The organism is Pseudomonas sp. IT-P74 (assembly GCF_949768175.1).
GTDB lineage: Bacteria > Pseudomonadota > Gammaproteobacteria > Pseudomonadales > Pseudomonadaceae > Aquipseudomonas.
This window is the reverse complement of the sequence record NZ_CATKQD010000013.1, coordinates 74,521-88,978: the sequence shown is the minus strand read 5'-3', so window position 1 is coordinate 88,978 and position 14,458 is coordinate 74,521. Positions and strand designations below refer to the sequence as shown.

13 protein-coding genes are annotated in these 14,458 nt (G+C 60.8%); 7 read left to right on the top strand and 6 right to left on the bottom strand.

Going from position 1 to position 14,458, the window contains the following annotated elements; all coding sequences use genetic code 11:
* Positions 1-603: 603 nt before the first annotated feature.
* Together ACM6J5_RS12340 and ACM6J5_RS12335 are read right to left on the bottom strand one after the other, a co-directional pair.
* Positions 604-1,017: a response regulator gene (locus ACM6J5_RS12340; RefSeq protein WP_095944174.1), complete on the bottom strand. Its 414-nt coding sequence runs from the start codon at positions 1,015-1,017 to the stop codon at positions 604-606.
* 75 nt (positions 1,018-1,092) lie between these two features.
* Entirely contained in the window at positions 1,093-1,290 is a 198-nt protein-coding gene (locus tag ACM6J5_RS12335) for a Flp family type IVb pilin (protein WP_095944175.1), read from the bottom strand.
* Positions 1,291-1,614: 324 nt separating this feature from the next.
* Between ACM6J5_RS12335 and cpaB the strand changes: the two genes are divergently transcribed.
* The 5 genes from cpaB to ACM6J5_RS12310 all read left to right on the top strand — a co-directional run bounded on the left by cpaB (position 1,615) and on the right by ACM6J5_RS12310 (position 6,930).
* On the top strand, positions 1,615-2,556 hold the full coding sequence (cpaB, locus tag ACM6J5_RS12330; protein WP_414928599.1) for a Flp pilus assembly protein CpaB: 942 nt from the start codon (positions 1,615-1,617) through the stop codon (positions 2,554-2,556).
* 119 nt (positions 2,557-2,675) lie between these two features.
* Positions 2,676-3,866: an AAA family ATPase gene (locus tag ACM6J5_RS12325; protein ID WP_414928598.1), complete on the top strand. Its 1,191-nt coding sequence runs from the start codon at positions 2,676-2,678 to the stop codon at positions 3,864-3,866.
* A complete protein-coding gene (locus ACM6J5_RS12320; protein WP_095944178.1) occupies positions 3,863-5,143 on the top strand; it encodes a CpaF family protein in 1,281 nt (426 codons plus the stop codon). The genes ACM6J5_RS12325 and ACM6J5_RS12320 overlap by 4 nt, the downstream gene beginning before the upstream one ends.
* A 9-nt stretch (positions 5,144-5,152) precedes the next feature.
* Entirely contained in the window at positions 5,153-6,037 is an 885-nt protein-coding gene (locus ACM6J5_RS12315) for a type II secretion system F family protein (protein ID WP_414928597.1), read from the top strand.
* A gap of 2 nt (positions 6,038-6,039) precedes the next feature.
* Positions 6,040-6,930, top strand: a complete 891-nt coding sequence (locus ACM6J5_RS12310) for a type II secretion system F family protein (RefSeq protein WP_150673218.1) — start codon at positions 6,040-6,042, stop codon at positions 6,928-6,930.
* Here ACM6J5_RS12310 and ACM6J5_RS12305 read toward each other — a convergent pair.
* The 3 genes from ACM6J5_RS12305 to ACM6J5_RS12295 all read right to left on the bottom strand — a co-directional run bounded on the left by ACM6J5_RS12305 (position 6,927) and on the right by ACM6J5_RS12295 (position 9,222).
* Positions 6,927-7,187, bottom strand: coding sequence for a DUF6124 family protein (locus ACM6J5_RS12305; protein ID WP_414928596.1), 261 nt, complete (start codon positions 7,185-7,187; stop codon positions 6,927-6,929). The genes ACM6J5_RS12310 and ACM6J5_RS12305 overlap by 4 nt on opposite strands.
* A 670-nt stretch (positions 7,188-7,857) precedes the next feature.
* Positions 7,858-8,637, bottom strand: coding sequence for a response regulator transcription factor (locus ACM6J5_RS12300; RefSeq protein WP_095944183.1), 780 nt, complete (start codon positions 8,635-8,637; stop codon positions 7,858-7,860).
* 114 nt (positions 8,638-8,751) lie between these two features.
* A complete protein-coding gene (locus tag ACM6J5_RS12295) occupies positions 8,752-9,222 on the bottom strand; it encodes a prepilin peptidase (protein WP_414928595.1) in 471 nt (156 codons plus the stop codon).
* A 75-nt stretch (positions 9,223-9,297) separates the two neighbouring features.
* Between ACM6J5_RS12295 and ACM6J5_RS12290 the strand changes: the two genes are divergently transcribed.
* A complete protein-coding gene (locus tag ACM6J5_RS12290) occupies positions 9,298-9,738 on the top strand; it encodes a TadE/TadG family type IV pilus assembly protein (RefSeq protein WP_095944185.1) in 441 nt (146 codons plus the stop codon).
* Positions 9,735-12,476 (top strand): ATP-binding protein, encoded by a 2,742-nt coding sequence (locus ACM6J5_RS12285; protein WP_414928594.1) that lies wholly within the window; start codon positions 9,735-9,737, stop codon positions 12,474-12,476. Before ACM6J5_RS12290 ends, ACM6J5_RS12285 begins: the two co-directional genes overlap by 4 nt.
* Here the strand turns inward: ACM6J5_RS12285 and ACM6J5_RS12280 are convergent.
* Positions 12,473-14,455: a pilus assembly protein TadG-related protein gene (locus tag ACM6J5_RS12280; RefSeq protein ID WP_414928593.1), complete on the bottom strand. Its 1,983-nt coding sequence runs from the start codon at positions 14,453-14,455 to the stop codon at positions 12,473-12,475. The genes ACM6J5_RS12285 and ACM6J5_RS12280 overlap by 4 nt on opposite strands.
* Positions 14,456-14,458 lie beyond the last annotated feature (3 nt).

Genomic DNA, 14,458 nt, shown 5'->3' with positions numbered 1-14,458 from the left:
ACATCTGCAAGAAATTGGTCGGCTGTCAGGCCGTCATCGCGAGCAGGCTCGCTCCCACAGGTACTGAGTACATCTGCAAGATTTCGGTCGACTGGCAGGCCGCCTTCGCGAGCAGGCTCGCTCCTACAGTTAGGCTGGGTACATTCGAAAAAAATGGGTCGGCTGTCAGGCCGCCTTCGCGAGCGAGCTCGCTCCCACAGAAGAGCAAAGGCAGAGCAGCGTACACCGCGCCGCTTCTCACCACTCATCAGGCCGAGCGTTAGCTCGCCTGCAGCTTTTGATCTTGATCCACCCGCCCCCTCGGCAGGCTGAGCGGAGGTGTTCATCCGGGGATTGGCGCGCAGCGCCGTTCGACGCAGTCGAACTCATTGCATGTAGGTCGTCGCGAAGCAGACCGGAGGGCAATGCCCCCGGATGAATACCGCAGCGAAGGAACCCCGAGCCTCAGCGAGGGGCCGTACGTAAGGGGCGAGACTTTTTGGTTCCTTTTGTGTCGTTTGACAAAAGGGACTCGCCGTAAGGGCGAAACCATAAGCCGCCGTTACCGCAGAAACGGATATGTACTCAATCAACCCCAACATGGTCGGCCCAAAGGCCGCCAAGTCAACCTTTGACCAGATAAACCTGCGGCAGCGGAAACAGATTATTCAGCGTCTCCAACAACCGCACGTGATAAATCGGCTTGCGAAAAAGATCCAGCACCTGCAAACGCAACAGGTCACTGACATCATCCATGCCCGCATGCCCCGACATCACAATCACCGGCAAATGCTCGCGCGATGTATGCTCGCGCAAGCGCTTGATCAACGACATGCCACTCTCCTCCGGCATGCGCAAATCAGTGATCACCAAAGCGATATCGGGATGCCGGGTCAGATGCTTCAACGCGAGCTTGACCGAAGTGGCCGTAAAACAATTGAACCCCTCACCCTCCAGCAACTCCGCCAACTCAAGCAATGCATCCTCTTCGTCATCCACCAGAAGAAGCTGTTGGCGTGGCCGTGCGAGAGCGTTCATGAGGTCACACCTGCAATGGACGAAGCGCTGACGTTAGAAACCCTGTGAAGCAACAACAAACTGTCGACTTCCTTGTCACAGCGCCGCTTGAATCGTGGTGAACGTGGCCGAGATGGCGTTCTGGACACCCGTACTGAAACCGGCGAGCACCACCGCGACCATGGCCGCAATGATCGCGTACTCAATACCGGACGCCCCTTCGGTATCCCTGGCCAGGCCCTTGTAAAAAGCGATTCCGGATTTGACCTTCTCAACAAGTTTGGAAAAAGACATGGCATTTCTCCTGGACGACGACGGGTGTTGCACGGACGCAACATGATTCCCCAGTGCCAGCATCAGCATTGTCGGCATTCCCCGGCCCAACAACTGTAAATACGCATTAACACTAAAGTATTAACCGTTTCGTTGACGTCATAAAACAGGTCGTTTTATCGCAACTTTGCACTTTCGTTAGATTTTTCCTCCCACAGTAATGGCATTTTGCTTTACCTGCGCTACCGTCAAATAGCGAAATAGTTCCATGTTCATAGCTGCCTGATTGCGAAGTTGTCTCGTTGGACTTGACGGGGTTTGCGCAGCAGGAAAGGGAGAGCCTTCATGAACAGCCGTGTCACTCTGGGCCTCGCCGGATTGTTTCTGTTCGGCGCCATCATTACCGGTTACTGGGGGCTCTCATTGAGTCGTCAACCGGCCCCCGAGGCCGTTGCCCAGTCCACCGTCAGTGCACCGCTCGCCATCCCGGCGTCCCTGTCGGCAAACGACCCGACCCGCCATCCCGTGGTCGTGCTGGTCAACGATGTCGCGCCATATACGCCGGTCACCCCAGCCGATGTCGTGCTGGAACAGTTGCACACCGCCCCGGCTGGCAGCCTGACCAGCCTCGACCAGGCGATTGGCCGTACCCCCTGGCGCGCCCTCACCGCCGGCAGCTGGCTCAACGACGAAAGCTTCGAAGCCGGCAGCAAGCTGTCGCGGATGATCCGCCCCAATGAGCGCGCCCTGGCGGTCGCCACGGACGAAGTGGTCATAGTCGGCGGGCAACTGACGCCTGGCGACTATGTCGATGTGCTGCTGTTTCTGCGCATGGACACCCTCAATCCGCAGCCAACGGCACAACTCGTGATACCGGCCTTGCGGGTGCTCGGGGTCGGCGAGCAGTTGGGGTTGACCAACGACGGCCAGCCTTCCGGCCCGGCGCGCAACGTAGAGGAAAAACTCAAACAGGATCAATCCCGCGCCGCGGCCCGGACCGTGTTGCTCGCGGTTCCTGAACAACTGGTGAGCCGCCTGATGCTCGCGACCCAGGCCGGCGTGCTGCGCCTGGCCGTACGTAGCGCCGATGAAAAACGCCTGGCGCGCTACTGGGCCGGCGAAAGCAGCTCTGCCGCCAACCTGGCCAATGCCAACCGCGAGCTATTGCAATTCAGCCAGCTGGCCATGACTGCGCCGCCCAAACCCGTTGCCCGCCCGGCCGTCGCGTCGCGCAAAACCAGCGTGGAAGTCATTCGCGGCAACGAGATCACTCAACAAACCCCCTGAATCGAACAAGGACGCCTTTCCATGCGCAGACGTTTTACGTCGTTGTTCAATGGCTCGATCCGGGGTGCTTTGCTCGGCGACCTGTCGGCGAGTGCGGTATCACGCAGTGAGTTATCGCAATGAGCCAGAACCTGAGTCAAACCTTCCTCGCGATCACGCGCAACAGCACCGACCTGGAATGGCTGCAAGGCGCCCTTGCGCCCCTGGGCCAGGTGGTCAGCGCCGGTGGCGGCAGCCTCGACGAGCTGTTGGCATTGGTGGACGTGACCTGCGCCAGCCTGGTGTTCATCGGCCTGGACCGCGACCACGTGGTCACCCAAAGTGCGCTGATCGAAGGCGCGCTGGAAGCCAAGCCGATGCTGGCGATCGTCGCGCTGGGCGACGGCATGGACAACCAGCTGGTACTCAATGCGATGCGTGCCGGGGCCAGGGATTTCGTGGCCTATGGTTCACGCGCCAGTGAAGTCGCGGGGTTGGTGCGACGCCTGAGCAAACGCCTGCCCGCCATCGCGCCGAACACGCACCTGGGCCGCCTGACTGTACTGTATGGCGTGCAGAGCAGCGCCGACGGCGCGTTGCTGGCCACGCACATGGCGCAAGTGGTGCAAAAAAGCGGACAGCACACACTGCTGCTGGACCTTGGATTACCCCGGGGCGATAGCCTGGCGCTGTTGGGCCTTGAAAGCTCGTTTCATTTCGGCGATGCGCTGCGCCACTTGCGACGCCTGGACGCGACGCTGATCGACAGTGCCTTCACCAGTTGCGAGGCCGGGCTGCGCATCCTCGCCTACGCCAGTGGCGATGAACCGCTGGAACACACCAGCGCCGCCGAGTTGTACATGTTGCTCAGTGCCCTGCGCCAACACTTCCAGCACATCGTGGTAAACCTCACCGGCCAACCCGACAGTGAAGCGCTGCGCACCTTTGTCAGTCACTGCGACAAACTGCTGTGGTACACCGACCAGAACGTGCTCGACTGCCGCCGCAACCTCACGGTGCTCAATTTGTGGCGCGAAAAAGGCATGAAGCTCGATCACGCCAAATTGCTCGTGGACCGCTACCTGCGCAGCGTCGCACCGGACTCCGACACCCTGGGCAAGACGTTCGGCCTGGAGATCATCGCCACCCTCGCCTACAGTCCGGAAGTGCGGCTCAATGCCAAGAACCAGGGACTGACCTTGTTCGAACTGGCCCCACGCGAAAGCCTCACCCAGAGCCTGCGCGCCCTCGGCGAGCGCCTGGCCAAGCATTCCGAAGGCCTGGCCAAACCCAAGACCGGCTGGTTCAACCGCTTGAGGGGCGCACAATGAGCAGTGAAAAACTCTTCGGCTCACCCCAACGCGGCGCGGTCGGCAATACCGACCACGAAGGCCTGAAACTGGTGCTGCACCGCTACATCATCGACGCCATCGAAGAGTCGGGGAAAAACCTGCTGGAGGGCTCGCGTCAGGCGCTGGCGCAGTTCGTGATCGACAAGGTGGCCGAGTACATCGCGCGTTTGCACCTGGCGATTTCCCGCTATGAAATGGAACGTCTGGCCGAAGAGATCGTCGACGAACTCACCGGTTTCGGCCCGTTGGAAGTACTGCTGCGCGACACGGCGGTGACCGAGATTCTGGTCAACGGTCCGCACCGGGTATTTGTCGAACGTGAAGGCTTGCTGCACCTGAGTGACTTGCGCTTTATCGATTCGCACCACGTCGAACGTGTGATGCAACGGATTCTCGCGCCCCTGGGCCGACGTCTCGATGAGTCTTCGCCGATGGTCGACGCGCGCCTGCCGGACGGCAGCCGGGTCAACGCCATCATTCCGCCAATTGCCCTCGATGGCCCGTGCCTGTCGATCCGCAAATTCCGCCAGGACATGCTCAAAAGCTCCGACCTGATCGCGATGCAAACCATCGATCACGGGATCTACGAATTCATTCAGGAAGCCGTGGGCAAACGCTGCAACATCCTGATCAGTGGGGGCACCGGCACCGGCAAGACCACGCTGCTGAACATTCTCAGCCAGTTGATCAACCCTCAGGAACGACTGGTCACCATCGAAGACGTCGCCGAACTGCAACTGGGCCATCCTCACGTCGTGCGCCTGGAAACCCGTCCACCGAATGCCGAAGGCCATGGCGAGGTGAAAGCCAGCGACCTGATTCGCAACGCCCTGCGGATGCGCCCGGACCGGATCATCCTCGGCGAAATTCGCGGAGTCGAAGTGGTCGATGTGTTGACCGCCATGAACACTGGCCACGACGGTTCGATGAGTACCGTCCACGCCAACAACGCCCAGGATGCACTGCTGCGCCTGGAGACCCTGGTGGGCTTGACCGGCCGCAGCATCGCCGAGCGCACCCTGCGGCAAATGATCTGCGCGGCGCTCGATGTGGTCATCCAGCTCACGCGCTTGCCCGACGGGCGCCGCTGCGTCAGTGAAGTGGTGGAAGTCGTTGGGGTGCGCGACGACATGTATGTCACCAACACGCTGTTCCGTTTCGACCGCCACACCGGATTCGGTTTCCTGCGCGAAGCCGTGAACCCGGCTGGCGACAAATTGCGCCGGGACTCGGCGCTGCCTCCCTCGGCGTACTGAGGCCACGGCATGCTCAAACCGGCGCTGCTCATCCTCGTTTGCCTGATCTTTCTCGGCCTGGCGCTGCGCCTGCTCTATAACGGCTTGCGCCAGACCGGCAACGAACGAATTCTGGGACGCCTGAGCCAGGGGCAACCGCTGCGGGTCGTGCAGAAATCGTCATGGGCGGGCCTTGAGCGGGCGTTTTTGCGCGCCGGACTCGGACGCCCCACCGAACGCCTGGGCCAGTGGCTGGCGTTCTGGATACTCGGGGTGCTGCTGGGAATTGCCCTGGGTGGCTGGGTCGGCGCGCTGCTGGCGCTGCTGGTGCCTCCGGTGGTGGTACGGCTCTTCATCAGCTGGCGTTATCAGCGTCGTCTCAGCCGCATGATCGACCAGTTGCCGATGTTGCTCGACCATGCCGTACGCAGCCTGAAGTCCGGGCGGACCCTGGCCGATGCCGTGCTCGGCGCCATCGATGCGGCCGACGACCCGCTGAAAAATGCCATGGGCCGGATTCAGCGCAATGTGCAACTGGGGGTCACCCTGGCAGACGCCGCTTCGGACTTCGCCGAGCTGTACGAGAAAGACGAACTGCGCCTGTTCGCACTCGGCTTGAAGGTCAACCACCGCTATGGTGGCAATGCCAGTGAGCTGCTGGAAAACCTGATCAAGATGATCCGCGAACGCGAGCAAGCGGCTCGCCAGTTGAAGGCCATGACCGGCGAAACCCGTATCACTGCCGCGGTCCTGGCCTTGCTGCCGGTCTCGGTCGCCGGCTACTTTCTACTGACCAATCCAACCTACCTGCTTTCCATGTGGCACGACAGCTCGGGGCAAATCATGCTGGCGAGTGCCTTCGGATTTCAGGTGATCGGTTGCCTGGCGCTTTGGCGCATGTTGCGTAGCCTATGAATATGATGATGCTCTTGCTGGTAAGCGCGCTGCTGCTTTTCGGGGCAGCACTGTTGTTGCTCAGCGCCTTGCTGGACCAAAGCCGACGAGCACGCCAGGTGGCCCAGCGACTGGATGGAAAGGCGCCGGGTGATAGTCACCTCACCCTGTTGCTGCAGGCCCTGGGCGCCAGTCGGCTGGGGCAGCAGTCGGTCAAAATGGACAACGAAACCCAGACCCTGCTCAACCGCCTTGGCTGGCGCAGCGCACGCCAACGCTCACAGTTCGCCGCCTTGCAGGTAGGCGTGCCGCTGTTGGCGCTGTCCTTGTGCCTGCTGATCCAGGGGCTGTTCTACCCGAGTGTGGAGAACCACTGGATCGCCCCGATGCTCGCCACCTGTGCCGGCTATCTGCTGCCCAAACGCTGGCTGTCCGCCGCCGCACAGCGTCGGCAAAAACAACTCGCCACCGAAACCTCGACCTTCATTGCGCTGCTGCGCACCCTGTTCGAATCGGGCATGGCGGTGGAGCAATCCCTGCGTGTGCTGAGCCAGGAAGGCAGGCAACTGCTGCCCGCCCTGACCCATGAACTGCGCCTGATTCTGACCCGCGTCGACTCCGGGCTGGAACTGGGCGAAGAACTGAACAAGACCACCCGACTGCTCTCGGTAGACGAATTCACCGACACCTGCGTGATCCTTCAACAATTGATCCATCAGGGTGGCGGCGCGATGAAGTCCTTGCTGGCGCTCAAACAGTTGCTCGACGACCGGCGCCTGACGCGCCTGCAGGAATACATTTCCAAAATGTCCGCCAAAATGTCCGTCGTGATGATGTTGTTTCTCTTCCCGGCGTTATTGATCGTCCTCGCCGGCCCTGGCTTCACGGCCCTGGCCCGGTCCTTTGGCCACTAATCCTGCGGATCGAGATTATCCAGTGCCCGATTCACCGCCAGCTCGCCCAGCATGATCACCTGCGCAATCCCCAGCATCGTATTGCGCTGCGAGCCTTGCAGAAACCCCGCGAAATCACTCGCCATCACACTCGCCGACGCCAGTGATTCACAGGCGTGGGCCAGCAGGGTCTCGGTGTCGATGTCCGGGGCGATGATGAACATCGTGCCGGGCTTTTGGGTGACAGGTTTGGGGGGATTTGGGGTGGGTTTGAACATCGTTGCACCTCTGGGATGAAATGGAGCCACGTCCAAATTGCCGCGAAGCAATTTGGGGTGGCAGCTGTACGCGGGTTCGCGGACCGATCCCAGAGGCAGCTCGGCATACCCGAAGGTATCCCGCGCACAGTCGCCATGACACAGAACGACAGACACCAGAAAGTGTTGTTGTCAGGTGGAGCGATTATGCCTTAGGAATCGAGCCGCGACGCCCGGACGCTGAATTTTCAGCGACCGACAAAGGCTAGAGATCGCGCTTCCGACGGACAACCTGAAAAGCGTGTCGGAGATTTCCCAGGGGTTTGAGGAAAACTACACAGGAATGTGTTGGCTGGAGGGATGTCATCGCGAGCAGGCTCGCTCCTACAGTTGGGCTGGCTACATCTGAGAGGGGATTGGTCGGATGGCAGGCCGCTATCGCCAGCAGGCTGGCTCCCACAGAAAAGCACAAGCAAAAGCAAAAGCTAAAGCACAAGCAAAAGCCGCGTACCCTCGCCGCTTCTCACCACTCATCAGGCCGAGCGTTAGCTCGCCTGCAGCTCTTGATCTTGATCCACCCGCCCCCTCGGCAGCGAAGGAACCCCGAGCCTTAGCAACGGGCCGTTACCGCAGCAACGGATATGTACTCAACCCAAACCACCAACATGGTCGGCCCAGAGGCCGCCAAGACTCAGTGCGCCGTAACCCGCCGCCACCCCAAGGAACCACTGGGCGACAAGGCCAACGCCAACTGCGTTCGGTTATGCATATGCGTCAACCGCAGCACCTGCGACACATACAACTTCACCGTGTTCTCGGTAATACCCAACTCACAGGCAATCTGATAATTGGTCTGCCCCTTGCCCACCAACCGCGCCACCTCCAGTTGCCGCGCAGACAACTGATTGAAAATCGCCGGAACCTCCACCGCATCAGTATCAGCGACACCCCGGTCACCGGCGCCCGCATGCGGCCCGCGCCGAACCTTGTCCAGGTCCTGGTAAAGATCATCGATCGACTCGGACAGATACTGAAGCTTCTGATTCAAATGCCCCAACTGCAGGTTCTTGTGCCTCTCCTGCAAGGCCACTTCCTGCCGCTGCAAACCTTCGAGCAACTCATTCAGATCGATCGGCTTCTGGTAATAGTCGGCAACACCAGCGCGCAGAGCCTTGATCACGTCCTGCTTGTCGGCGCACCCGGTGAGCATGATCGCCTCGAACGCCCGGTGCTTGCCCGATAGCCGCTGCAACTCCTGCATCAACTCAATGCCGTCCATGCCGGGCATCTGCAAATCCAGCAGCACCAGGCCGATATCGAGGTCTTCTTTGAAACGCTCGATCGCCAGATAGCCCGACTCGCACGGAACACAACGGTAACCTTTGCCCTCCAGAAATTCGCAAAGCTCTTCAACGATCAATGGCGCATCGTCGACCACAAGGACTTTTACTGCCGAAGTAAACTTGCTCACGAGCAACTCCCTGTCAGGTCAAAGGTTGACCCGTCCCTCAGCGACAGCCAACGGCTGTACAACTTCTGTCTGAAAAGTAGACGTAGTTTCAGGCTATGTACACAAAAGGGGCGGCTAGCGGAGCCAGGCAAATGTCAGCATCAGCCCCACCAGCACGAAGGGTGCAAATGGTTGCTTCCTTGACATTTCAGGTGCCATATAAAAAAGACGGGTTCTAAGCCCTTGACCCATATGAAGCCAGACTCTTGGCGCCAGCAGCAGCCAGAAAACGCTGGCCAATCCGGCGCCAATAAACGTGCCGAGCACGTGCATACCGTCCGTCGCAAGACCCAGGGCGGCCATGAGTTTCACGTCTGCGCCACCCATTCGCTTCATCGCGTAGCCCGGTAGCGTGAAGCCCAGGGCCAACAAAAAAGCCCAGCCGCCCTGTTGCGCCTCGGCACCCAGCCAGGTCGTGCCGCTCCACAGCAGCCACGCCAGGGCCAGAGCACCGCCGCCCACAGTCAGGCCATTGGCGATGTGCCGTTGTCGGGCATCCTGTGCGGCGCAAAGTGCCAGCCAGATCAGTAGGACAAAGCTCTGCATTCGGTAAAAAACGTCCGTTTTGGCTGAATGACTCTATGCTGACATTACTCCGTGTTGGTCAGGGTAGACGCACTCATGAAAGCCAGCCTCCCCCACAAACAAAAAGGCGCCGCCGCGATTGAATTCGCCCTGGTGTTCATCATTTTTTTTGGCGTGTTCTACGGCATCATCAGCTATAGCCTGCCGCTGCTGTTGATGCAGTCATTCAACCAGTCGACCGCCGAAGCCGTGCGCCGCAGCGTGGCGCTGGACCCGGCCACCCCCGGCTACAGCGCCGCACTGATCGCCCGCGCCACGACGGAGCTGACCACGCAAACGGCCTGGATTGCACCGGCCCTGAATTTCAACGTCGCCACCGACGCCAACGTTACTTATGTGGGCGGGTTGCTGACCGTGCGCATCAGCTACCCCACCAATAAAATCAGCGCCGTCATCCCGTTCCTGAACCTGCCCGGCATCGGTCGGGTACCGAACCTGCCGGCGACCCTCACAGCCAGTGCGAGCCTGCAATTTTGAGTGCCGGGGACAAATTGTTCGGGCGCCTGCTCCACCGCCACCCGCCGCCCCCACCGGAGCCACCCGAGGCACTGCGGGTGCACAGCTTCGGCTTGCAGATGCAGCTCAATGCCGAGGGGCGTGCCGTTCAATTGAGCGGCCCGCTGCGGCACTTGCTTGCCCAGCACCCCCCCGGCGCACAGGCACCGCACCTGCTCGACTTCCTGTTGCCCCACAGCAGTCTCGCCATCGAAGGCTCTCCGGCGGACTGGCAGGGACAAACCCTGGACCTGGACTTTTACAGCCTCAACGGCCCACCCCTGCATTTGCGCGGCTGGGTGCAACCCATGGCCGATGCCTGGCTGTTGCAGATGCTGGACATCAGCGACTTGCTGCTCGAGCGCCGGCAATCGCGCAACCGCGAACAATGCCAGGTGCTGGCGCTGCAAATCGCCGAACAGTTACGCCTGTCCAGCCTGGCCCGCCTGCCCGAAATGCTGGCCGAACAACTGCAAAGCCTGGCCCAGCGCTTTCAGATTCCGTGCATTGCCCTGGCCTTGCTCGATGAGCAGGAACAGGGATGGCAAATTTACCAGCACTACGCGGCCCTCGATGCACCGCAACTGTGGCAAAACGGTCAGCGCCTGGGCACGGGGCTGGACAGTTTGAGCGGCTCAACGCCGCAGCACCTGACCCCGCGCGAACACCCGCGCCTGCAAGGCACGTTCGGCAATACCGATGGCTTCGCCGTGCCTTATCACGATGCACAAGGGGTGGTCGCCTGGTTGTTGTGCGGCTTCTACACGGCGCAACAACGCGCCCCCGATGTCACGGAACGCGACTGGCTGCAAATCACCGCCGCGCTCGCCAGCCCCTTGCTCGAGCGCCTGCGCGAGCACCGGCATCATTTGCAACTGGAACGCCTGGAATCACTGCAAGCCTTGCTGGGAACCGGTTGGTGGGAAGTCTTCAGCGACAGCGACGAGGTTCAGTTGGCACCTTCACTGGCCACTACCCTGAACCTTGGAACGTCGCGTTTATCCATGCAGCACTGGCTCAATCAGGTGTATCCCGCCGACCGCGAAGAGCTGCGCATCTGCCTGCAAGACTTGCAGGAGACAGGCACCCCCCTGCTGCTGTGCGTGCGCCTGTATCGCCCCTACGGTGTGCCCGAACCCATCTGGTATCGCCTGCAGGGCCAGGCCCTGGGCGCGGGGAAAAACCGGCGGCTGGTGGGGTTCATGCTCGACATCAGCGACATCAAGAACCAGGAGCAAAGCGCCGCCGCCGCCCATGCTCGCCTGGACAATCTGATCGCCAGCTCTCCGGCGGTGATTTACGTACAGCGCTATGTCGAGGGTGCGTTGCAACCGGTGTTCTTCAGCGACAGCCTGTTGCCACTGCTCGGCTGGACCCTCGCCGACTGCGCACCCGGGGCGCTGGTGGAACGGGTGCATCCCGACGACCGCCTGCAGTATTTCGAGCGCACGCGGCTGTTGCTGCGTGAAGGCTCGGTGCGCACCCGCTATCGGTTACGCGACAGTCACGGCGACTACCACTGGCTGCTGGATGAGGCGAAGTTGTTGCGCGACGACCTCGGCTTGCCGGTGGAAGCCGTGGGCCTGTGGCTGGACATTACCGAAGCGACCCTGGCCACCGAACAGGTCAGGCAGAGTGAAGAACGCTACCGGATTCTGGTGGAAGACTCGCCGGCGATGATCTGCCGCTACCAGCCGGACCTGACCCTGACCTTCGGTAACCGCCCGTTGGCCACGTATCTTGAATTGGCACCCGAACAATTGCCGGGGGTGAATCTGGGCGACTGGATGTCCGGGGAACAGCGCGAGGCATTCACCCGACGGCTGAACCAGTTGAGCCCCGAGTTTCCGGTCAGCACCGCCGAGATCAACCTGCAACTGCCCGGCCGCGAACACGCCTGGTGGGTCTGGTCCGATCGCGGGGTGTTCGATGAACAGGGCCGGTTGCTCGAGGTCCAGGCCGTTGGCCGCGACAACACCGAGGTGCGGCGCTCGCAGCAGCAGCTCACACAAAGCGCGAAAATGGCTACCCTCGGTGAAATGGCCACCGGCCTGGCCCATGAGATCAACCAGCCGCTGAACGTGATCCGCATGGTCATCGTCAACGTACTCAAGCGCCTCAACAACGGCGACGTACAGGTCGATTACCTGATCGACAAGCTCACCCGCATCGACACCCAGGTGCAGCGCGCCGCGCGGGTGGTGGACCACATGCGGGTGTTTGGCCGTCGTTCGGAAATCGAGCAGCAACCGTTCAACCCGGCCCAGGCCATCGAAGGCACATTGGCGCTGTTGTCCGAAGGGATGCGTGGCAAAGGCGTCGACCTGCGCATCCGCGAACCCGGTTTTGAAGTGCAGGTGCGTGGCTACGTCGATCAGCTTGAGCAGGTGCTGATCAACCTGATGGTCAACGCCCGGGATGCGTTGCTCGGCAAGCGCGAGGCCAACCCCGATTTCAGACCGTGGATTTCGGTGTACGCCGAACGGGATACAGGCTCGGTACGCCTGTGGGTCGAGGACAACGGCGGCGGTATCGACCCACGTTTACTGGAGCGGATTTTCGAGCCGTTCTTCACCACCAAACCCGTCGGCGTGGGCACGGGCCTGGGCTTGTCGGTGAGCTACGGCATCGTCGAGAACATGGGCGGAAAACTGAGCATACAAAACGCCACCGAGGGTGCGCGTTTCTGCATTGAACTGCCGATCGTGAAACCGGACTAGATCACCAGCGCCGCTCGACCCGAGTGACAACTGAGGTTGGCACCCACTTCGACTTTGTTCAGGTCGATCCCCAGGCTCGCCAGCAACGTATTGATCAGCGTATCCAGTAACGGGCTGAGTACCGTATTGATCGCATTGACCAACGCCGTCGTGACATCACTCAAAATACTGCCCAAGCCACCCACGATGCTGCCCGACGGCCCGTACATGTTCACGCCAAGGTTACTCACGGTGGTGCTCAGGCTGTTGACGATATTGGTCGTGGTAAAGGCGTAGTAAAACGGCGGCTGATTGATCTCCGGCAGGTTGGCAGCCGCCGGTGCGGAATAGACGTGGGACATGTTGGCATTTTGGACAATCGCGGTGTTGACCATGATATCGATGCTACCGCCAACGCCTGGCTGATGGTTGTAGCAGGTTGGCGGCAGGATCAGCAGTCGCTGGCAGGTCTGCACGCCGATATCGATGACCTTCAGGGGATTGACGTGGTTGCTGGGTGGAACAGTGGGCGAGCCGAACACATCGGCGGGGTTGATCTGCCCGATCTTCAATCCGATCAGTGTGGTGGTGGTGCTGGTCGTCAGGCTTTTGTTTGTCGTACTCACACAACTGTAAGCCGTGACATAACTCCAGGCACCGGCCGCCTCCAGCGCCACGTCGATGCGTACCGGTGGTGGCAACAGCTTGATTTCCGGCGTGTCGCAGGGCACGAGCAACGCGCAGGTCAATGCGTTGACGACGCCCACCAGGTCCCAATCAAACAATGAGTTCAGAATATTGGCCAAGGGTGCGGCCAGATCGATGACGGCGTTGACCAGAGGCGTGATGGCGTCCAGCACGGGCAGGTTGATCGACAACAATGTCTTGACCTGAGCCGTGCGTACATAGATGCGGTTGGGGCCCAAAGGGGCCAATGCCGCGTTTTTCGGATTGCCGATTGCCGACAGTTGCGGCGGCTCCATCACCTGCACTCGTGCATTGATTTGCGCCAGGCCTGCGATGTCGATCGGGAAGTTCGCGACCAAGGCGTTCTTCTTGTTGGCCAGTTGCACAAACCCTTCGATCAGATCGAACGCTTTGAGATTCACGGCAAGGGTCGAGATGTCGGCTCCACTTTCAACATGCAACATATTACCCAGCACAACGGACGTCGTACCCGCCGCCACCTTCAACGCTTGCAGGCTGACAATGGTTGCGGATGCTCCAAGTGTGCCGTTGGGGTCCAGTACGTTGATGGCGGTCTGGATCAACTGGCCGACGTTGACCGTACTACCCAGTACCTGGTCGTAGCCGGCAGCGCTCAGGCCAAGGTCAATCTTCAACCTATTCAGGTAGCTGAGCAGGCTGATGTTGGTATTGACCAAACCGTTCCAGCCCGCCGCATCGATACTGAGATTGCCTCCCAGCAACCCCCCGAAAAGCAGACTGGTAATGGTGGCCTTGCTGGCATCGAAGGTCAGCGCCGCACTGCGGATCGTCAATGAAGCCAGGGGAGGCGGCAGCGCAGCGACCGCCGTAGCGCTCAGCGTCAGCGTTGAGCCCGCCGGTGCACCGCCGACCAACGCGCCGATGCCACCGGCAATACTCTGTTGCACGACATGGCTGGCGATAACCCGGATAGCCTCGCTTTGGCTTGGGTCTGCACCGAATACCCGAAGGTTGTTGGCATCCAGGGTCAGCGCACCGCACGCCACAGCCAGTGCGCGTCCCGTAGAGGGAATGGTGAAACCGTTTCGTTGCGCGCTGGCCGTGGCATAGGTGTTCGCGGTTGAGCCGGCGGAACAGTCTCCACCCCTTGTGGCTGCCTCAAGTGCGGCCATGTCAGCCACGCGCTGCAAACTGCGTTTTTCCAGGTACAACCTGCCGGTATCGACCACCAACAACATGAATGCCAAAGCCAAAGTCAGGGTCAAAGCGGCCATCAAGCCGATCGCCCCCCGTTGCCGGGCCGGGCCGCGAAATTGCTGGCGGGGAGACATGGC

Excerpts from the sequence above, each read along its gene's own strand:
- ACM6J5_RS12325 (WP_414928598.1), top strand. The coding sequence starts at position 2,676 with ATGAGCCAGAACCTGAGTCAAACCTTCCTCGCGATCACGCGCAACAGC.
- ACM6J5_RS12305 (WP_414928596.1), bottom strand. The coding sequence starts at position 7,187 with ATGTTCAAACCCACCCCAAATCCCCCCAAACCTGTCACCCAAAAGCCC.
- ACM6J5_RS12315 (WP_414928597.1), top strand. The coding sequence starts at position 5,153 with ATGCTCAAACCGGCGCTGCTCATCCTCGTTTGCCTGATCTTTCTCGGC.
- ACM6J5_RS12310 (WP_150673218.1), top strand. The coding sequence starts at position 6,040 with ATGATGATGCTCTTGCTGGTAAGCGCGCTGCTGCTTTTCGGGGCAGCA.
- cpaB (WP_414928599.1), top strand. The coding sequence starts at position 1,615 with ATGAACAGCCGTGTCACTCTGGGCCTCGCCGGATTGTTTCTGTTCGGC.
- ACM6J5_RS12290 (WP_095944185.1), top strand. The coding sequence starts at position 9,298 with ATGAAAGCCAGCCTCCCCCACAAACAAAAAGGCGCCGCCGCGATTGAA.
- ACM6J5_RS12335 (WP_095944175.1), bottom strand. The coding sequence starts at position 1,290 with ATGTCTTTTTCCAAACTTGTTGAGAAGGTCAAATCCGGAATCGCTTTT.
- ACM6J5_RS12280 (WP_414928593.1), bottom strand. The coding sequence starts at position 14,455 with ATGTCTCCCCGCCAGCAATTTCGCGGCCCGGCCCGGCAACGGGGGGCG.
- ACM6J5_RS12340 (WP_095944174.1), bottom strand. The coding sequence starts at position 1,017 with ATGAACGCTCTCGCACGGCCACGCCAACAGCTTCTTCTGGTGGATGAC.
- ACM6J5_RS12320 (WP_095944178.1), top strand. The coding sequence starts at position 3,863 with ATGAGCAGTGAAAAACTCTTCGGCTCACCCCAACGCGGCGCGGTCGGC.
- ACM6J5_RS12295 (WP_414928595.1), bottom strand. The coding sequence starts at position 9,222 with ATGCAGAGCTTTGTCCTACTGATCTGGCTGGCACTTTGCGCCGCACAG.